Origin of the sequence: Geofilum sp. OHC36d9 (assembly GCF_052400685.1) — a bacterium.
Classification (GTDB): domain Bacteria; phylum Bacteroidota; class Bacteroidia; order Bacteroidales; family Marinilabiliaceae; genus CAZHHH01.
In genome coordinates, this window is sequence record NZ_JBQTGJ010000001.1 from 11,827 (window position 1) to 31,594 (window position 19,768).

Here is a 19,768-nt window from a genome sequence, read left to right on the forward strand (position 1 = left end):
CATACTATTTTTGACGCAAATATTAATATTGTAGATATTTAAAGCCATGAAAACCAAAAATTTTATCCTTTGTATATTCTTTAGTTTTTCAATATGTACAGCAGGATATTCCCAACAAAAGGAAGGATTTGAGATTACAAAACTTATAGAAAGCACTCCATTAAAGAATCAACAAAATACCGGAACTTGTTGGAGCTTTGCAACTACTTCATTTATTGAGACAGAGGCGATTCGTCTTGGCCAAGAACCAATTTTGCTTTCTCCTATGTTTTATGTTATTCCAACTTACTTAGATAAGGCAGAAAAATATATAAGAATGAGGGGTAATAGTTATTTTACTGAAGGTGATTTGACTTTTAGCGTATTGAAAGCGTATAAAAATTATGGAGCAATTCCTGAAATTGTTTTCTCTGGAAAAATAGACAGTACTGCTGAACACAACCATAACGAGATGAATAAAAAGTTGCTTGAAAAAGTAAAATTCTATGTCAATTCTGGTTATGGAAAGATGACACGGGAAAAATACAGAAATGATATTGAAACTATATTAACAAATACAATGGGGGAAGTTCCTGATAGTTTTATTTATCAGAATAAACAGTACACTCCAAAATCTTTTGCTGAAGAAATGATTGGAATTTCACCTGATGATTATATCGAAATAACATCTTTTAGCCATCATCCATTTTATTCAAAATTTATATTAGAAACGGAGGCTAATTGGAACAATAATTACTATTTAAATCTACCAATAAATGATTTTTCGAGTGTAATAGATAGTGCCCTTGAAAATGGTTATTCAGTTTGTTGGGATGGTGATGTAGGTGACGATGGATATAATGTTGGTTTTGCTAAATTAAATGAAGATTATGAAAATATGGTTATTACACAAAAAATGCGACAGGATGCATTCGATAATTATACCACAAAAGATGACCATAATATGCATGTTATAGGTTTAGCAAAAGATGAAAATGGAAAAATGTTTTATGTTATAAAAAATTCGGACTCTTATATGAATAAGTATGGTTATACCTACATGTCAAGAAATTATTTTCTTTTAAAGACAATTTCTATCATGGTTCATAAATCGGCATTACCCGAATCAATAATATCAAAATTATAGGCAATGAAATTAATAAAACAATCATGTATTTCAGTCTTTTTATTCTTGTTTGTTTGTAATTCAAATTACTCGCAAGAATATATTCAGGTACCTTATTTGAATCATACACCCAATATAGATGGCGTTCTTGATAGCGAGTTGGAACAAATGCAACAACATGATTTTAATTACATCTGGCAATTTGATAATCCTCCAACCGATACTGTTTCTGTTCGTTATTTAATCGGATATACACCAACCCATTTTTATCTGTACATCGAGACACAAGCAGATAGTATAAATTTCAGAAACAGAGGTTTTTCAAATGGAGATGGATTTAAGCTACTTTTTACAATTCCACAAAAAGATACTTTGACGGACGAATTTTACGAGTTGAATTTTTCTCCTTCTAAAAACAAAAAATATTGGGCAAGACAAAAAATTTGGACTTTCAATATAAAAACAGTTCTTTGGAATTTTAGTAACCAAACACTATTTGAGTACAGCGCTCAAAATGGGAAGTGTGGATTTGAGGCATTAATATCATGGAGCGATATTCCGCCATACCATCCTTGGATGCTTGACAAAATTGGGTTTAACCTTTATTTTGCAAAGGCTATAGGAGATACAATAACTAATGGGTATGCAGTTGTTCATGATTACGGTATTTGGGATGAAGGTGTTAAACGGAAATTTGCGCCGTTACAATTCGAAAAACCAAAATCAGTTGATACCTCTATAATTCTAGTCCAGCCAAAAAACAGGACAATTCATTTATCCGAACACCTAACAATAGAAATATCAACAATATCAGACAAAACGCAAAAAGAAAAAATCTCTATAAATGTTGCCAATGATTCATCTAAGATTGTAATTAAGAAAGAACTTACGATAAAGATGGGAAAACAACTAACAAAAGAAAGCATTGATATAGAAACGGAAGGGCTTAATCCCAGAAATTATAATGTAACGGTAGCATCTTCAAAGAACAAAATTTCAAGTACTGATTTTACGATTATTCCTGAATTATCTTATAACCAAATTTATAATAGCATTTCAGATAATTCAAATCGTTTAGGTATCGGAATAGTAAATACACTTATTTTTAAATTGAACCTTCTTCGATCTGAATTGAATGAAATAAAGCCTTATGAGAGCGGGAAAGATTTGCTGAGCAGAATAAATAGCTTTATGAAAGAATATGAAATATTTCAAAAAGGAACTGACCCTTTCACCGGAATTACAGAGCCATACCGCAGAGCCTTTAAATCAAAATATGATGGTTTCTATCAGCCATACACTATTAAACTACCCAATGATTATGATAGCAGCAAAAAATATCCTTTACTTGTATTTTTACATGGTAGTGGTGTAAATGAACAGAATTTATTAAATAAACAAAGAAGTAACGGGAATTTTATTGAATTAGCGCCTCTTGCCCGGGACATGTATAATTGCTTTTCATCAGATTCATCACAAAACGATATCATAGAAGCTATTGAGGATGTAATTTCCAATTTCTCTGTAGATACTTCAAATATTATAATTGGAGGTTTTTCAATGGGAGGCTACGGTGCATTAAGAACATATTACGAACACCCTGATTTATACAAAGGAGTTGCGGTTTTTGCAGGATATCCTTATTTGGCAAGTAACTGGCTTGATGGAGAACATCCAAATTTTCTTAAAAAGAACTATATTTCTAAGTTTATTGGCAAACCTGTATTTATTTATCACGGTAAAAAGGATGGTTCATTACCAGTTGATTTGATAAAAAAAATGAGTACAGAACTTGAAAATGTTGGGGCTAAAGTGACATTAATTATATCAGAGGATAAAGGACATGAATATCCTGATAAAGAGACAAATGAAAAGTATTTTGAATGGCTTGATAAGGTGATTGGGAAATAGTTCTGGTTATTGTTTATTTACTTATAACTCCTTGATAAAGATGGCTAGCCCAATTTGTAAGCACATTGCCAATGCCCCACGAGCCATCGCTAAATCCAAAGCTTTGCCAAAGAGCTTCCAAAGCCAACCCAAGTAGCCCACAGGGCTTTTTGTCCAACGCTCAAAAAAACAGAATAAATTTGTGCTTCGTGGATAATTTGGTGGGGTTTGAAAAAGTGATTATTTTAGAGCTAAATAATTGATTAATAGATTTAAATGAATAAACACCAGCATACAATATATAGGAGAATGTGCACCGCATCAACTTTCTTGTACCTTGACAGGAAAGTGGCACGCAGTCGGCTACATATTATTATACAAACCGATTGTGCTTAATTTAACAGAGAGACGCGAGCTGCTTAAAGAAAAGATTGGAAAGTGTAAGCGAGAAAAAATAGAAAATACTGGAAAATGGATTTCAACTAAAATCATTATTTTAAAAATGGACTAATCAAATGGAATACTTGGGTTCTTGTTTATGCAAAGGAATTAAATTTAAAGTTATAGGTGACTTTGAGAGTTTTTATTTATGCCATTGCAGATATTGTAGGAAAGACACAGGGTCTGCTCATGCTGCAAATTTGTTTTCCACTACAGCTAAACTTGAATGGATAAAAAAGGAATCTAACATTAAAATATTTCAACCGCATAAGAGTAATCATGTGAAAGCCTTTTGTGCAAATTGTGGTTCAGCTCTGCCCAATTTACAAATGGACGATAAACTTTTAGTAGTTCCAGCAGGATCTTTAGATACGAAATTAGAAAAGCGACCTAATGCACATATTTTTATCTCAAACAAAGCAAGTTGGGATGATTCGTTGGAAGAAATAAATAAATTTGAACGCTTCCCAGAATAAAAAATAGATAAAGAGATTTGCGCCAGTTTTTGATACAAATAGACATCTAGAAACAACTTAATGGTGATTAATATAAAAGTAAAATGTAAAAAAAAACTAAGCACAATATATAGGAGTATGAGCGGTCGGCACGACCCAGCGATTACCCCAGGTTGAACGACATCCCGGTAGAACTACAACTAAATACGATGTAACCAATTGATTGAAAGTTGTCGTTTCCTTTTTTTTACTAAAAAATTGCTATCTCCACTCCTTTTAATGAATATTGGTTTTCAATGTATTAGATGGTCGTTTTCAATAATTCCCGGAATGCTGTGTGAATTTTGGGGCGATGTTATGACGGCGATGTTTTCACCCGGTTTTATAAAAGAGAGATAGACAATTTACGCTTATTCACTATTACTCAGAATTACTTTATCAGGACGTTAGTGCCATAAAGAACCGTAAAATTGATGCAATGTTAAATATTGAAGACATAGAAAAAGCCAAAGAACGGATTAATAATTATGTGAATAAAACACCCGTTCTATCATCTTCTCTCTTAAATGAATGGATTGGTCATGAGATTTTTTTTAAAGCTGAGTGTTTGCAAAAAATCGGAGCTTTTAAAGCCAGAGGAGCATGTAATGCAATATCATGGTTAATTGAGAACAATGAAAAACCTAAAAAGGTAATCGCAAATAGTTCTGGAAATCATGCTCAAGCCGTTGCATGGGCTGCGCGACAATTTAATATACCGGCAACTATTTATATGCCTGCCTACGCTTCAAAGATAAAGATACAAGCAACCAACGCTTATGGCGCCCAAATTGAATTATGCGAAAATCGAAATGTGGCCGATGAAAAAGTGAAACAAGCTTCACAAGAGAAAGGAACCTGTTGGATACCACCATTCAATCATAATCAGGTAATAGCCGGTCAGGGAACGGCTATTTATGAAGCCCTTAACCAGGTCTCTGATATTGACGCTGTTTTTGCACCCTGTGGTGGAGGTGGACTGTTGTCAGGTACACTTATAGCCACTCGTTCTCTATCACCCGCAACAAAAGTTATAGGAGCTGAACCTTTGAATGCCAATGATGCCGCACAATCGTTAAGAATGAATGCAATACAAAAATTGTCCTCTGTGCCCGATACCATTGCCGATGGTGCCATGACAATGGCGGTGGGCGATATTACATTTGAGTACTTAAAAATGCTTGATGACATGTATGAAATTGAGGAATCGAAAATTATTTACTGGACACAATGGTTAACTCATTTATTAAAATTACAGGTGGAACCAACAAGTGCAACCGCTATGGATGCGGTTGCCCAATGGTTGAAAAATCAGAAAACGAAAAAGCGTGTAATGGTTATTTTATCCGGAGGAAATATTGACCAGACAACCCAGTTAACCCTATGGAATAATAATTATTTAACTTTTAGACCGAATACCTGACCGAATAGAATAAAGATAGTACTGGCACTCATGTCTGAAAATAATAGCCGACATAGTAATAAATTCAAAGAGGGTAGCCCGCATTCGGCACAACCCGGCGATTACTTCAGGTTAAACCGCAACTGCAGGACTACAATTGCCTGTTATGCATTTACTGTCGTTTTTTTATGATTTTGGAAAGAATGACTGTGTTTGCCTTGTGTTACTGGTACTCAAAAAGCCAGGTATTTCGTAATTGAAATAAACGAAATTGGTATGAAAAAGTAAGAGCAGACCAGACTTTTGTTTGGGCTTTGCCAAATGGAGTAACAATCAGTAGGGCTAAATTAGCAAAAGGGTGCTATTTTTACCAGCGCTTAGAGATGCGTACAATGACTGATGTACATGATAAAAAGACCAGAAGTTATAATATGTCAAGGATTAAAGGGAAAAATACAAAACCGGAAATCCTTGTTCGTCAATTTTTGCATAAAAATGGCTTCCGATATCGTTTAAACTATACAAAACTTCCTGGAAAACCTGACATCGTTTTACCAAAATACAAAACAGTAATTTTTGTTAATGGCTGTTTCTGGCATGGACACGAGAACTGTAAATATTTTGTAGTTCCCAAGACAAAAACGGAATGGTGGCTTAATAAAATTAATGGAACAAAACGACGTGACCTGCTGAAAACAAAAGAGCTTGAAACTCTTGGTTGGAGAGTAAAAGTCATCTGGGAATGTGAATTAAAACCAGATAGAAGAGGCCAGGTTTTTAATGATTTAATTGTATTTTTGAAGAAATAATGGGTATAAATGAACTTTATAGATTTATTTTCAGGTGCGGGTGGTTTGTCTGAAGGATTTATTCGGGCAGGATTCACGCCTGTTGCTCATGTGGAAATAGATAAAGCAGCCTGTAATACTTTGACAACCAGAGTTGGCTACCATTATTTAAAAAGGACAAATAATTTAGCTCATTATCTCGATTATATTCAAAATAAGATTTCCAGAACAGAGTTATACGCCTTAATTCCGGACAAAGAAAGAGAATCTGTCATCAACTTACCAATTGGCGAAGAAAACAATAGAATTATTTTTGATAAGATTGATTCGTTAAAAGGAGGTAAATCAATTGATTTTATAATTGGCGGACCGCCATGTCAGGCATACTCAATTGTTGGTCGTTCACGAGACGAGAACAGAATGCAAGGAGATTCAAGAAATTATTTGTTTAAAGAATATGCTAAATTTCTGGAATACTATCAACCTAAATATTTTGTTTTTGAAAATGTGATTGGTTTAAAATCGGCTAAAACAAAAGATGGAAAATCATATCTTCAAATGATGTGTGATTTGTTTAAGGAAAAGGGTTATCACACAGAATATGAGGTATTGGAAGCTAAGGATTTTGGAGTTCTGCAGAACAGAAAGAGAATAATTTTAATTGGTAAGAAAAATGGCGAAGAAGGTTTTTATCCCAAATTTGAAAAAGTCAATTTTAACGTAACGGTTTCTGAAATATTTAAAGATTTGCCAAAACTCCAGGCTGGCACAGGTAATTATTACGCTACTAAATATAATAAATATGATGGTGATTATTTATTTAAGAGTCATATTCGAAATGGGTTAGATTTTACAACTCAGCATATAGCCAGACCTCACACAGAACAAGATAAAGGAATATACAAATTAGCCGTTGAAAAGTGGGAAAATGGTCAACAGCGATTAAATTATAATGATATTCCAACGGAATGGCAAACGCATAAAAATACTAAATCATTTGTTGACAGATTTAAAGTTGTAGCAGCCGATTTACCATATTCTCAAACCGTTGTTGCACACATTTCAAAAGATGGACATTATTATATCCATCCCGATATAAGCCAAAATCGTTCATTAACACCGAGAGAAGCAGCTAGACTTCAGACTTTTCCGGACGATTTCTATTTTGAAGGCGTATCTGAAAAACAAAGCAGAACTGCTGCATATAAACAAATAGGTAATGCTGTACCTCCCTTGATGGCTGAATCAATTGCAAACAAACTCAAAGAGTTAATCCGGAATGAATAAATCTCATGTTCTGACAACCAAAGCTGAACCAGATGCCAGCTCAATGATAGAAACCTTCCGTGCGATAGGGTATTCTATCGAAACAGCAATTGCAGATATAATTGATAATTCAATTTCTGCAGATGCTAAAAATATCTGGATTAGCTACGATTGGAAAGGAGAAAATACGTTTATTATTATTAGGGATGATGGTTACGGCATGAATCATGATGAATTGGTTCAGGCTATGCGCCCGGGAAGTAAGCATCCTTCTGATGAACGTTCTATAAAAGATTTGGGGCGTTTTGGACTTGGACTAAAAACTGCATCCTTTTCACAAACAAGAAAATTTTCAGTTATCTCAAAGAAAAAAGACTACACCCCTGTTTTCTGGGCATGGGATTTAGACCATGTGCATAAAGTACAAACCTGGGAACTTATACAATATACACCAATTGAATCCGAATTGGAAAAAATAGATAAACAGGAATCAGGTACAAGTGTAATCTGGTATTGTCTGGATAGAACTTTAAAAAACACAAAAGAAGAAGATACTGAAGCTCTTGGGAAATTTATGGAATTGATGGAAGGCGTAAAAAAACATCTGGAAATGGTTTTCCACAGATTTCTTGAACAAGGGAAAATTAAAATTTGGTTTCAGGAAAGAGAAATTGAAGCCTGGGACCCGTTCTTAAGAGGTGAAAATGGTATTCAATCGAATGCTGAAGAATTCGTGGGAGATAGTAAAATTGTAATAAAAGGCTATGTTTTACCACACAATTCAAAAATTTCAGAAAATACATTTAAAAAGGCTGCTGGCCCTAAAGGCTGGAATGAGCAACAAGGTTTCTATATATACAGGAATGAACGTTTACTGGTTGCAGGTAGTTGGCTTGGAATGTTTCGCAAAGAGGAACATTATAAACTTTGCAGAATAATGATTGATTTGCCTAACACAATGGATGACCAGTGGCAGATTGATATTAAAAAATCTATTGCCAGGCCCCCTTTAAAAATACAATCCCAATTGAAGTCCTACGCAAAAAATATCAGAAACCAGGCAGTTAATGTTTATAGACATAAAGGAAAAGTATTACAAAGGAAATATCCTTCTTTTAAATTTACCCCAGTATGGCTTGAAAAGCAAAGACATGGTAAACGGTTTTATGCAATTAACAGAAATCATCCGGTTATTAGTAAATTGCTGGAAGAACCAACAAAACAAAATCTGAATGAATTAATTGAATTTATTGAAGAAACAGTTCCGGTTCCTCTGATAACGATATCAGAAAGTGAAAAGCCCGAATCTCATGGAATTCCTTTTGAAAACCTCGAACATGAGATGCTGGTTAAAAGGATGAAGAACATTTTCAAATCTCTGCTAGACAACGGAAAAACCCAAGATGAAGCGGTTGCTACTTTATTATCAATTGAGCCATTCGATAAATATCCTGAATACGTTGAACATTTAAGTAATGACAATGAATAACAAAGCAAAAGAACTTGCATTATTTTTTCTTAGAGATGCCGGTTGCAATGATACTGCCACCGAAAAGCAAATAGCTGATGCCATTGAAAAAACCCTTTTAATCCATCCTGATATTGATAGAAATGAACTAAAAAGACACTTGGAATCTGAATACAAAATATGGGTTGATGATTTTAGGATTATTGAAAAAGAAAAAGCACGAAGGCCTTGGCTTGCAGGATATAAATCAAAAATTGAATGGGGATTCTGGAATAGGTATAGATGGTATCTTGAAGAAAAGAAAAAGTTTCCCCCCAGAACTGTACAATCAATTGCAAAACTCACAGACCGTACACTAGACGCTCTTTTTGAACCAACACAAAAAGTTCCGATTGATAAAAGAGGCATGGTCGTTGGTCAGGTTCAATCCGGTAAAACTGCAAATTATACAGGTTTAATATGTAAAGCTGCTGATGCCGGGTTTAAAATGATAATCGTTCTTGCAGGAATTCATAAAAACCTTCGTAGTCAGACACAGCTTAGACTTGATGAAGGTTTTCTGGGGTTTGACACGCAACAGGAAAGGGTGAACAGAAACAATAATCTGTGGATTGGAGTAGGCGAACCAAGAAGCAACAGAAATTTGATTGCTCATTCATTAACATCAAGTTCAGATAACGGTGATTTTAATGCAGGAGCAGCCAACGCACTCGCTTTGAATTTCTATACCAATGACCCAATTATTGCAGTAGTTAAGAAGAATGCATATGTTTTAAACAGATTGGAACAATGGCTTGCTGCGCAATCCTCTGAAACAATTAGTGGTAATAAGATTATCAGAAACAAGCCATTGTTGATTATAGATGATGAGGCTGATAATGCTTCAATTAATACAAAAAGAGACGACCTGAATCCAACTAAAATAAATGGGCAAATCAGAAATCTTTTGAGGTTATTTCAAAAAAGTGCATACGTGGGGTACACTGCAACACCATTTGCAAATATTTTCATTCCATTGAATGATGATAACCTCTTCCCTAAAGATTTCATTACTAATATTCCTGCCCCTTCCAACTACATTGGACCTGATAAAATATTCGGATTTGAACCGTTAAACGAAGGAGAAGAACCAACCGACACATTGCCTGTTGTTCACAGAATAAATGATTATCAGGGTTTTGTGCCTGACAAACACAAAAGAGACGACCAGTTGCCTGTAAGTGTTCCGGAATCACTTAAAAAAGCAATAAAATGTTTTATCATTACTTGTGCAATCAGAAGATTACGCGGGCAAGGTGATGAGCACAACTCCATGCTGATACATGTTTCTCGTTTTCAGGTTTGGCAAAGCAGAATAAAAGAACTTGTAGAAAATAGGTTCAATTTTTACCGAATGGGAATTGAACAAAATAATGCAGGTATTATTTACGAATTACGCCAAACATTTGAAACCGATACTGATAATTACCACTCGTATGTCACAACTTCAAAACAGATACTCAACTCGCAATTGGCTGAACTTGACCCTGCTGTAAAAGTTCATGCTTGGGAAGAAGTTCTTCCCCATCTTCACCCTGCTGCCTCAAAAATTCAGGTTAAGGAAATACATGGCGGTGCAAAAGACGTCCTTGATTATCAGGTGTATGATAAAAAATATATCAAAGAAGGTGAAGAAGCAGGATTATCTGTGATTGCCGTTGGAGGAAATAAACTGTCGAGGGGGTTGACCCTTGAAGGATTGTCTGTAAGTTATTATTTACGTGCATCAAAAATGTATGATACGCTCATGCAAATGGGGCGATGGTTTGGTTATCGTCCTGGTTATGTAGATTTATGTCGTTTATTTACATCAGGAGAGCTTAATGAATGGTTCTGTCATATCACTCTTGCATCCGAAGAATTACGCAAGGAATTTAATTACATGTCGGATATAGCCGGAAGTACACCTGAACAATACGCCCTGAAAGTCAGAACACATCCGGGGGTATTACAAATTTCCGCTACCAACAAAATCAGAACAGCAGTAAATGTAAATATCTCATGGTCTGGTGTTTTAATCGAATCGTACAAACTAAGCAAAAGAAGCCAGCATGTCAATGCCAACCTCGATAATCTGAAAAAATTAATATCTTCTTTTGATACTAAACCAATTGAAAAGAAAGGAAACTTTTTATGGAATAATATTCCTGCTTCTAACGTAATCTCTTTTATCGGAAGTTTTGTTGCGCCTGAAAATCCAATAGCCTCCCCCGATAGGCTGGCTGAGTTTATTTTAGAAAAACAAAAAGATGATGAACTTGATGTTTGGCATGTTGCTTTGATGAGCAGCAATAATTCAAACAATAAAGATTATGTTCTGGATAATTCAACAAGGATATGGCTGTTTGACAGGACAGATGACGATAAAAATAATAGTGATAGCGTTTACTATATTCGTAAGTCACATATCATCAGTCCGAATCATGAGTTTATTGATTTGACAGACGATGAATATGAACTGGCAAAAAGAAAAACATTTGAACAAAAGAAAGCACATGAAGAATATCCTGGGGCTGCACAAATGCCAAATTATCCCAATGGCAATCTGGTAAGGAACGATATGGAAATTAAAAGTGCACGATTTCCTCTGTTACTATTATATCTGTTGAACCCTGAAAAAGCAGGACTACCTAAATCTGAAAAACCTATTGTTGGCTTTGCAATAAGATTTCCCGGAAGCAGCAAAAACAGAACAATCACTTATGCAGTGCATCAGCAGCTTTTAGACAAATTTGAAGTAAACGAAGACCCTGAAGATTATGACTACGAAGATTGAAGATATCTGGAAGGATTTTGAAGTTAGTGATACTTTAAAAACAGGCGTTGTTTTAAAAAGGTATTCTGCTGATATTAGGCCGAATTGTTTTGTTGCCATGAGAATGCCTGAGAAGATAAAAAGTATTGCATTTCGGCTATCAAAAGACAATATTGATATTTCAGCACTAAATGACCTGAAGGATATTACAACTGAGATTTTACCAGATGATACACAGCATGATAAAATGCTTTTGTTGATAAGTCTTGCTGATAATTCACTTTCGTCAATTTTTGCGGTTTTGTGTGAAGATTTATTTAATTTAATTTCAGATGTAAGGGAAGAAAATGAACTTGTCCGATCATTACAAAATCGCTTCTTAAAATGGAAGGAATTATTTGAACTGGCTAACAGTCCCGGATTATCACCTGAGAAACAGATTGGTTTATTTGGAGAGTTGTTTTTGTTAAAGAAACTTTTTATTGAAACAGAAAATTTAGCGGAATGCCTGAATATCTGGGTGGGTCCCGACACAGGAATCAGAGATTTTGAGAAGAACAACAATGCAATTGAAGTAAAAACCACCCAAACCCATAACCACCAAAAAATAAAAATCAGTAGTGAAAGACAGTTAGATACAACTTTACTTGAGAATTTGTTTCTTTTCCATTTATCACTGGAAAAGCGAAATAGTAATGAGAATTCATTAAATAAAATTGTTTCTGAATTGTTTTCAATCATTGGTGACAATAAACTATTCAGCAATGTAATGAACCGAAAATTAATCAGTGCAGGATATTTTAAACATCACGAAATTCGCTATGAAAATATATCTTATCTGATAAGAGGTGAAGATTTTTACAAAGTCAAAGAAAATTTCCCGCGGATTGAAGAAAATAACTTGATGAAAGGTGTTGGCGATGTGAAATATTCAATTGTATTAACGGCTGAAACAGAAATATACAAAACCAGTCTGTCAAATGTTATTGAAAAGTTAAAACTATAATGAAAGTTGAAGAATTTTATAAAGAATTTTTTCAGGAAATAAAATCGACTCAGGCATCAGAAGAGAACGGAGGGGTTCAGGAACAAATTTTTACCCAGATGGCTATTGATTTACTTACGGATGCAGGGGAAACTGAAAATGCAAGGATTTGTTTTGACCGGAAAGAAGATAAACTGGGCAGAACCATGCATAAGCTAAACGGATATGCCCTTTCTGAAAATTATGAAACGCTTGATTTGTTTGTAACAGTGTTTAAAGGCGTTGAAGCCCCCTTTACATTAACCAAACAGGAAGCCGAATCTTCTATCAATCAGGTTGAACGTTTCTTTCGTAATGCGGTGTACAAAGATTACATTAAAGAACTGGCAGAATCTTCAGAGGTTTTTGACCTGGCTCATACACTTGCTGAAGTTAAAGAAGTACAGGAGTTTTTGTCAAGGGTAAATATTTTTGTATTAAGCAATGGAGTTTTCAAATCTGATTTTAAAGCTAACAAAACAATCTCAGGCTATTCGATATTTACAAGAATAATCGATATAGAATATTTATTTAATCTTTCAGACCAGACACATGTTCCGATAGAAATAAATTTTGAAAATTATGGAGGAATACTTCCGTGCCTCGAATCTCCATCAGAAAATGAGGATTATGAATCATATCTTGCCCTGATTCCAGGCATAACACTTGCCAATATTTATGAAGAGTATGGTTCAAGGCTTCTTGAGCAAAATGTTCGTTCCTTTTTACAATTCACAGGAAAAATTAATAAGGGTATCAGGAAAACAATAAAAGAAGAACCCAGCATGTTTCTTGCTTTTAACAATGGAATAGCTGCAACTGCCGATGAGTTGGAATTAAGAAAATTACCTGACGGAAGCAAAGCTATTGTTTGGGCTAAAGATTTTCAGATTGTGAATGGTGGGCAAACTACAGCGTCTGTATATCATACCTGGAAAAAAGATAAAGCGGACATCGATAAGATTTTTGTTCAAACAAAACTTACTGTTGTAAAAAAACGAGATAATTTCAATGAAATTGTAAATCGTATAGCAGAATATGCAAATACACAAAACAAGGTTTCTACTTCCGACTTAAGTTCAAACAAACCATTTCACGTTGAACTTGAAAAAATATCCCGCACTGTTTGGGCACAACCAGTAGAAGGAAGTAATATTCAAACCCGTTGGTTCTATGAACGAGCGAGAGGTCAATACAAAAATGCCAGATTAAAAGAGGGTTTCACTCCATCAAGAAGGAAAGCATTTGACCTTAAAAATCCAAGAAGCCAAATGATTACAAAAGAATTTTTGGCTAAATATTTAAATACTTATCAGGAAATTTGGTATGGTAAAAGACTTGCGGTCGGACCACATATCGTTGTTCGTGGAAGTCAAAAGAATTATGTTCAGTTTCTGAGTTACAATATGCCTGATAAGCCTGACAATGTTTTTTATGAGGATGCAGTTGCCAAAGCTATAATGTTTAAGACTGCCGAAAAACTGTACGGAGTAAGTCCAAATGCAATTGGTGATATGAGATATATTACGGTTCCATATTCACTGTCTCTTTTAAATTTAAAAACTGATTATAAAATAGACCTCTATAAAATATGGAAGAATCAGGCTCTTAGTGAGAAAATGAAATCTGTTTTATTCAATCTGATGGCATCTGTTGAAACCTTCATTAAAAAGAATGCGCCCGGTGCTTTGTATGGAGAATGGGCAAAAAAGGAAGTATGTTGGACTGCAGTTAAAGAAAATGATTTTGACATTGATTTCAATGAACTCAAACCTGACTTTATCAATTCTAGTACTCCGAAAAGGAAAAGTATTACGGAAGATGAACAATTAAGAATTGAAATACAAGAAGAAATTGCAAGGATAAAGGCCATCCCGTCACAAATTTGGAACAAAATCGAAAAATGGGGCAGCGAGACAGGTGGATTATCAAGCTACATGGCAGGTATAGCTTTTAATATGGCAGGAAAGGTTCGTAATAACTCGTCTATTTCAGATAATGACCGAAAAAAGGCTATTGAAATTATCGACAAAGTCATTGAGCATGCTCCGGATTTACTATATGAGATTGATGAAATTGTAAAACAAATAAACGAAAATCCGGTAACCAACCCTGAAGTAACAATTGATTTGATTAAAAAGATTGTTGCCTGGGATAGAAAAAACAAACGGCTAAAAGACCATCATTTCAGGTTTATGTGGAATGTTGCAGAGGGAAAGTACCCTTTGAATGAGAGAGCAAAGGAATTTGCATTAATGAACTTAAAAACATTAAAAAAGTATGGATTTGATGAATAGTCAACGCAAAAGCCATACACATTTGCGAACCTCACAAGCCATCACTTGACCAAATATTGCAAAAGAGTATGTCTTGTTAACCTGCGAGAAGAAAGAGAAAGACAAAGCACATACCTCCCCAATATATAGAGGCATGTGCAGTCGGTACAACCCGGCAATTATTCCGGGTTGAACCACATCCCGGTAATACTGCAACGGCCTGTTATGGACTGGCGAAAATACAACGGCACTATAAAGTATATGAGACCGCCCAAAACCATCCATGGTATCAAGACAATCAGAAGATATGTCAGGCATATTGCAACCCAAACACTGTCGGAATCAGAATTTTCAGGATTAAAGAATAATCAGAATTTGACTTATATACACATTCTGTAAATTTTGTAAATTCACAAAATTCTGATTCTGACAATTGTCAGTATAAGAATCCCTTGGAATTAATAAATGCACCGATTATTTTAAAAGATGGAAAAGGATGAAATTACATACCAAATAATTGGTTGTGCAATGAAGATTCACAATACGCTTGGCAACGGATTTCAAGAAGTTATTTATCAGCGGTGTCTGGCTATAGAATTAGCAAAACTTGGTATAGAGTTCGAACGGGAAAAAGAACAGATCATATATTATGAGGGATCAAAAGTTGGAACCCGAAGAGCCGATTTTGTCATTGAAAATAAGATCATTGTTGAATTAAAAGCTTTGGTAAAACTAGAAGATGTCCACCTGGCCCAAGCAAAAAATTACGTGGTAGCGTATGACTTTCCCAAAGGGTTACTTATAAATTTTGGTGCTACGAGTTTACAATATAAATTGATATTTAACCCAAAGTTTCAGGGAAAGCATAAATCTGAAAATTCTTAAACCCTCATTTATATAGCAATGCTTCAAACATATTATTATGATTATTATTATTTTGGCGCAACTGCTCAGATAACCCCAACCGGTATATTTAAGCAATACCCCGTTCCACAATTGATAAAAACCTCAATCCATGGTAACAAAAACAAATATTTGGGCCGCAATATTATCGCTTGGGTTGTTACTGACAAGTTGCATTGTAAGCAATCCTAAATTTTTTGCCAATGCATACCCGTCAGAAGATCCAACATATGGATACACACCTGAAAATCCGATTATGATAAAAAATGCAGACTTAAATAATAGTATGGGTTCATCTTATTATTATTTATCCCGACTTAGGACTGAAAAAGGTAATAAACTTCAGTTGATTCAGAGGTTTTCAGTCAGTAATCCAAATTATGTAAAACCAGCCATTCCATTGACAAACAGATATACCGGGCAACCATTAAATTATGGAACAGGCCCTATTTTGGATTACTATATATTAATGCCCGAGAATGAAACAGATACGGTTAAACTTTACATAAATACGTATTTAAAAGGAGAAGTTAAAGTCCCGGTTGGACTGACATTTGAAAATGAATAAAACCCGTGCCCAATAATTAGTGCCTGTCCATAAACAAAGTGTTTGAAATATAAAGTTCAAATACGAGGCTCGCGACGCCTTAAAAATCAAGGGACTGACGAACGAAGTAAAGGCAGAGGCAAAGCTGTTGTTGCGAATTTATGACAAAATTGCTTTGACTATGCTTTACAAGGAGGAAGAAGACGAAATCAGTTTACTTTTCGTAAATGAAGTAGTTGACTTTATAGACAAACACTAATTAGGGGCATGAGCAGTCGGCACAACCCGGCAATTACCCCAACCCCCGTCGGAATTAATTAAGCTCGATTTTGTGTGTATTTATCTGTAACCAGTGGTATATTTTGGCGTGAACAGGTGGCCCATTTTGAACCGTTATACACACAATTGGAAAAAGACCAGCAAGTGTCAGAGTTTTCCGAACGATTCCAACTAATTCCAAAAGATTCCGGTAGAACATAGAAAATTACAACACCCGGGCAGGCATTCTCCGCTTGGGTGTTTTTTTTACTTTTCCCATACGTATTAGGCCGGATATTTACATTACTATTTAATGCATGAAACGTTAGTGATGATATGAGTGCGTTGGCAACATGCAAAATCGAGTTCCAAATAGCAAATTCTTTAATAATATAATATTTTGAATATATTTATATAAAATCTATTTTTGAAAATTGGAGAAAGGGATATGGAGGAGTTAAAAAATGTAATATTATATAGAATCACACATATTGAGAATATTCCTCATATTCTTAAATGTGGTATTACACATAAAAACTCACCTAATAAGAATCCAGACTTTAAGAATATTGGTGATGTTAGCTTAATTGATACTAGAAGTCATAAAACTGTGTTTGTTGATAATGGGAATCTTGAATCAGACTCAATTAAGGCCATAACATTAGGTGACTTTATCCCGTTCTATTTTGGAGTAAAAATGCCAATGTTATATGTTGCTCAAAATGGAGGCAACTTTGTTGAAAATCCAACATTAGCAGAGGATATAGTTTACATTGGTTCTTCTTTGAAAAATATTATTTCAAACGGTAATGAATTTTATTTTTCTGATGGTCATGCTACCAATATGCTTACATCCTTTTTTGACAAATCAAAAATTAATGAATTAGTTAATATTGTTGATTGGACAGCGGTTAAATCTTCTTATTGGGGTGGAGCCGAAAATTTAAATCTTAAACGAAAAAAACAAGCTGAATTTTTGGTTTTAGGAGATATCTCTCCCAAACATATAATTGGATTTGTATGTTATAATAATACGGCAAAGTCTAAACTATTAACCATGGGTGTTGATGAACAAATAATAAAAGTTGTACCCAAAGCTTATTATTAAAAAATGCCTTATGATAAAATATATAACAGGAAATATTTTAGATAGTAATGCTCAAGCCTTAATAAATACCGTTAATACAGTTGGTGTTATGGGTAAGGGAATTGCACTACAATTTAAAAAAGCATATCTTAATAATTTTAAGGCTTATGCAGAGGCGTGCAAAAGAAAAGAAGTCAAAGTTGGAAAATTATTTGTAACAAAAGATTCGAACCTTAGTTCGGGAGAAAAATACATTATTAATTTTCCTACTAAAACTGATTGGAGAAAACCTTCTGAATATACTTATGTTGAAGAGGGACTTGACGACCTTGTTAATATTCTTGTAAATAATAATATTAAAAGTGTTGCAATACCTCCATTGGGCTCTGGAAATGGTGGTTTAGACTGGGTTAAAGTTAAACGTATAATCGAGGAAAAACTTCATTCTCTGGATGTAGAAATTATTGTTTATGAACCGACTAAACAAATTAAAGAAAAGTTAAAAAAGGAAAGAGTTAAGTTGACGGATGCAAGAGCATTATTACTTTATTTGCTTTTTGATTTAGTTCGTAATGGCGAATTCGTTTCTGAATTTTCAGCTGAGAAAATATGTTATTTTCTTCAAAGGTTTGGTGGAGAAAAATATTTTAAATTAAACTACTCGCCTAATTTTTATGGGCCGTATTCAGGAAAAGTGAGATTTGTTTTGAATGCATTAAATGGAAGCTATTTAATGGGATATAGCGACATGAATAAAAAACCATTTGAACCCTTAACATTAGTTGCAGATGGTTATGACACTGTTAAAAAACATGTTGAGGAAAACCCTGAATTATTTAAAATTGCAAAAAAGACTATTGACTTCTTATCTGGATTTTATTCTGATTTCACCCTTGAGTTGTTATCATCAATTGATTATATCTCAATTCAACATAAATCTTTTGATAAATCATTGATTAATGAAAAATTGAATAATTGGAGCGATAGGAAAAGAAGTCTGTTTTCTAACCCCAGATACATTGACATTTCTTTGTCTCAGTTACAAAAAGCTGAGTTTGCATAAAGCACGATTGCCCGATCGAGTAGTCGGCGGACGGTCAAATGACTGCCAGTGCGCATCTCATACCACCGTACGTACGGATAACTCATCCGGTAGTCAGGCTCTACTCGTCCGGGCAAGGTTAAGAAGATAGCGAAAGTAATGGATAAAAGAGAAATGAAAATGATTATTATAAACAAAATCGATTGGTTTACAATTGAAAAGAGCCACGACAATACGTCAGTAATAAGTGAATACAAATATTGTTAAATACAATAAATTTAGTCATTCTGCCGATGATGCTTTTATGGCATATATTAAAGATCAGTTGTTATCAAAACACGATTTCCCGAAACACAGCAATAGACTTGGATAAAAATCAGCGAAAGTATTTTTGAGCTCTACGAAAATGCCCGCACCCATGAGTGTTGTAGGCAAATTCATTTTTGCGGTCAGTATTAGCCCAATAAAATTCCCAAACGATTAGACATTACAATTGTGGTATGGGTAAAACTATTAAGGCAAATGTAAATGAATTTTTAAAAGCTGATCTGTCTGGCGATGATGCAATTAAATGGACGTTTAAATATGGAAATACCACAAAAACCAAAAATGTTTTAGGTGGTTTGGGCCTTGATTATGTTCCTTGAATTTATTAATTTGGCCATGGTTAAATTCAAATTATTTCTTCCGATGGCTATTGAGAACACAGAAAAGGTGACGTGGATACCTTTGTTTTTGACGTTTTTTTACCGGATACAAGAGCCAATATAGAATTTAATTTGGATGATTCCAGTCTGTACACGCTCAATACAAAATATACAAATCATAATCTATCTATAATGACATTTAAAAATTAGAAGCTATTCATATCCGAAAAGGACTAACTTAATAATTAACAGCAAATAGAAATTACATAAATAAACCATCAACAAATCCAAAGGTCATTAGCGTTTTGGGCTGATTAATCCGCAAGAAATAGGAAA

16 protein-coding genes are annotated in these 19,768 nt (G+C 34.4%); all 16 read left to right on the plus strand.

The features are described from left to right. Positions 1–46: 46 nt before the first annotated feature. The 16 genes from ACT3CD_RS00065 (at position 47) to ACT3CD_RS00140 (ending at position 19,432) form a co-directional block, all read left to right on the plus strand. Positions 47–1,126, plus strand: a complete 1,080-nt coding sequence (locus ACT3CD_RS00065) for a C1 family peptidase (RefSeq protein ID WP_444641728.1) — start codon at positions 47–49, stop codon at positions 1,124–1,126. A gap of 3 nt (positions 1,127–1,129) precedes the next feature. After that, positions 1,130–3,016 carry a prolyl oligopeptidase family serine peptidase gene (locus ACT3CD_RS00070; protein ID WP_444641730.1) on the plus strand — a complete coding sequence of 629 codons (1,887 nt, stop codon included), beginning with the start codon at positions 1,130–1,132 and terminating at the stop codon, positions 3,014–3,016. Positions 3,017–3,510: 494 nt separating this feature from the next. Beyond that, the gene (locus tag ACT3CD_RS00075) at positions 3,511–3,912 is read left to right on the plus strand and encodes a GFA family protein (protein ID WP_444641732.1); all 402 of its coding nucleotides are present in this window, start codon (positions 3,511–3,513) and stop codon (positions 3,910–3,912) included. Between the two features lie 457 nt (positions 3,913–4,369). Next, positions 4,370–5,353 carry a serine/threonine dehydratase gene (locus ACT3CD_RS00080; RefSeq protein WP_444641734.1) on the plus strand — a complete coding sequence of 328 codons (984 nt, stop codon included), beginning with the start codon at positions 4,370–4,372 and terminating at the stop codon, positions 5,351–5,353. Positions 5,354–5,724: 371 nt separating this feature from the next. After that, a complete protein-coding gene (locus ACT3CD_RS00085; protein WP_444641736.1) occupies positions 5,725–6,141 on the plus strand; it encodes a very short patch repair endonuclease in 417 nt (138 codons plus the stop codon). 9 nt (positions 6,142–6,150) lie between these two features. Further along, a complete protein-coding gene (locus tag ACT3CD_RS00090; protein ID WP_444641738.1) occupies positions 6,151–7,407 on the plus strand; it encodes a DNA cytosine methyltransferase in 1,257 nt (418 codons plus the stop codon). Continuing rightward, a complete protein-coding gene (locus tag ACT3CD_RS00095) occupies positions 7,400–8,875 on the plus strand; it encodes an ATP-binding protein (RefSeq protein ID WP_444641740.1) in 1,476 nt (491 codons plus the stop codon). The genes ACT3CD_RS00090 and ACT3CD_RS00095 overlap by 8 nt, the downstream gene beginning before the upstream one ends. Then, positions 8,868–11,669: a Z1 domain-containing protein gene (locus tag ACT3CD_RS00100; RefSeq protein ID WP_444641742.1), complete on the plus strand. Its 2,802-nt coding sequence runs from the start codon at positions 8,868–8,870 to the stop codon at positions 11,667–11,669. The genes ACT3CD_RS00095 and ACT3CD_RS00100 overlap by 8 nt, the downstream gene beginning before the upstream one ends. Then, entirely contained in the window at positions 11,653–12,654 is a 1,002-nt protein-coding gene (locus ACT3CD_RS00105; RefSeq protein WP_444641743.1) for a PD-(D/E)XK motif protein, read from the plus strand. Before ACT3CD_RS00100 ends, ACT3CD_RS00105 begins: the two co-directional genes overlap by 17 nt. Continuing rightward, positions 12,654–14,969, plus strand: coding sequence for an AIPR family protein (locus ACT3CD_RS00110; protein WP_444641745.1), 2,316 nt, complete (start codon positions 12,654–12,656; stop codon positions 14,967–14,969). Before ACT3CD_RS00105 ends, ACT3CD_RS00110 begins: the two co-directional genes overlap by 1 nt. Positions 14,970–15,104: 135 nt before the next feature. Beyond that, positions 15,105–15,347 (plus strand): hypothetical protein, encoded by a 243-nt coding sequence (locus tag ACT3CD_RS00115; protein ID WP_444641747.1) that lies wholly within the window; start codon positions 15,105–15,107, stop codon positions 15,345–15,347. 87 nt (positions 15,348–15,434) lie between these two features. Further along, a complete protein-coding gene (locus ACT3CD_RS00120) occupies positions 15,435–15,833 on the plus strand; it encodes a GxxExxY protein (RefSeq protein WP_444641749.1) in 399 nt (132 codons plus the stop codon). Positions 15,834–15,963: 130 nt separating this feature from the next. Next, positions 15,964–16,419: a hypothetical protein gene (locus tag ACT3CD_RS00125; RefSeq protein ID WP_444641751.1), complete on the plus strand. Its 456-nt coding sequence runs from the start codon at positions 15,964–15,966 to the stop codon at positions 16,417–16,419. A gap of 664 nt (positions 16,420–17,083) precedes the next feature. Then, positions 17,084–17,764 (plus strand): DUF4433 domain-containing protein, encoded by a 681-nt coding sequence (locus ACT3CD_RS00130; protein ID WP_444641753.1) that lies wholly within the window; start codon positions 17,084–17,086, stop codon positions 17,762–17,764. 10 nt (positions 17,765–17,774) lie between these two features. Continuing rightward, entirely contained in the window at positions 17,775–18,806 is a 1,032-nt protein-coding gene (gene darG, locus ACT3CD_RS00135; RefSeq protein ID WP_444641755.1) for a type II toxin-antitoxin system antitoxin DNA ADP-ribosyl glycohydrolase DarG, read from the plus strand. Between the two features lie 479 nt (positions 18,807–19,285). Beyond that, complete coding sequence (locus ACT3CD_RS00140; protein ID WP_444641757.1) at positions 19,286–19,432, plus strand: hypothetical protein; 147 nt, start codon at positions 19,286–19,288, stop codon at positions 19,430–19,432. Positions 19,433–19,768: the final 336 nt, after the last annotated feature.

What these genes read in the sequence shown, in the direction of transcription:
- ACT3CD_RS00085 (WP_444641736.1), top strand. Translation starts at nt 5,725, where the DNA reads ATGACTGATGTACATGATAAAAAGACCAGAAGTTATAATATGTCAAGG.
- ACT3CD_RS00105 (WP_444641743.1), top strand. Translation starts at nt 11,653, where the DNA reads ATGACTACGAAGATTGAAGATATCTGGAAGGATTTTGAAGTTAGTGAT.
- darG (WP_444641755.1), top strand. Translation starts at nt 17,775, where the DNA reads ATGATAAAATATATAACAGGAAATATTTTAGATAGTAATGCTCAAGCC.
- ACT3CD_RS00110 (WP_444641745.1), top strand. Translation starts at nt 12,654, where the DNA reads ATGAAAGTTGAAGAATTTTATAAAGAATTTTTTCAGGAAATAAAATCG.
- ACT3CD_RS00100 (WP_444641742.1), top strand. Translation starts at nt 8,868, where the DNA reads ATGAATAACAAAGCAAAAGAACTTGCATTATTTTTTCTTAGAGATGCC.
- ACT3CD_RS00140 (WP_444641757.1), top strand. Translation starts at nt 19,286, where the DNA reads ATGGGTAAAACTATTAAGGCAAATGTAAATGAATTTTTAAAAGCTGAT.
- ACT3CD_RS00120 (WP_444641749.1), top strand. Translation starts at nt 15,435, where the DNA reads ATGGAAAAGGATGAAATTACATACCAAATAATTGGTTGTGCAATGAAG.
- ACT3CD_RS00095 (WP_444641740.1), top strand. Translation starts at nt 7,400, where the DNA reads ATGAATAAATCTCATGTTCTGACAACCAAAGCTGAACCAGATGCCAGC.
- ACT3CD_RS00065 (WP_444641728.1), top strand. Translation starts at nt 47, where the DNA reads ATGAAAACCAAAAATTTTATCCTTTGTATATTCTTTAGTTTTTCAATA.
- ACT3CD_RS00125 (WP_444641751.1), top strand. Translation starts at nt 15,964, where the DNA reads ATGGTAACAAAAACAAATATTTGGGCCGCAATATTATCGCTTGGGTTG.
- ACT3CD_RS00075 (WP_444641732.1), top strand. Translation starts at nt 3,511, where the DNA reads ATGGAATACTTGGGTTCTTGTTTATGCAAAGGAATTAAATTTAAAGTT.
- ACT3CD_RS00080 (WP_444641734.1), top strand. Translation starts at nt 4,370, where the DNA reads ATGTTAAATATTGAAGACATAGAAAAAGCCAAAGAACGGATTAATAAT.
- ACT3CD_RS00070 (WP_444641730.1), top strand. Translation starts at nt 1,130, where the DNA reads ATGAAATTAATAAAACAATCATGTATTTCAGTCTTTTTATTCTTGTTT.
- ACT3CD_RS00090 (WP_444641738.1), top strand. Translation starts at nt 6,151, where the DNA reads ATGAACTTTATAGATTTATTTTCAGGTGCGGGTGGTTTGTCTGAAGGA.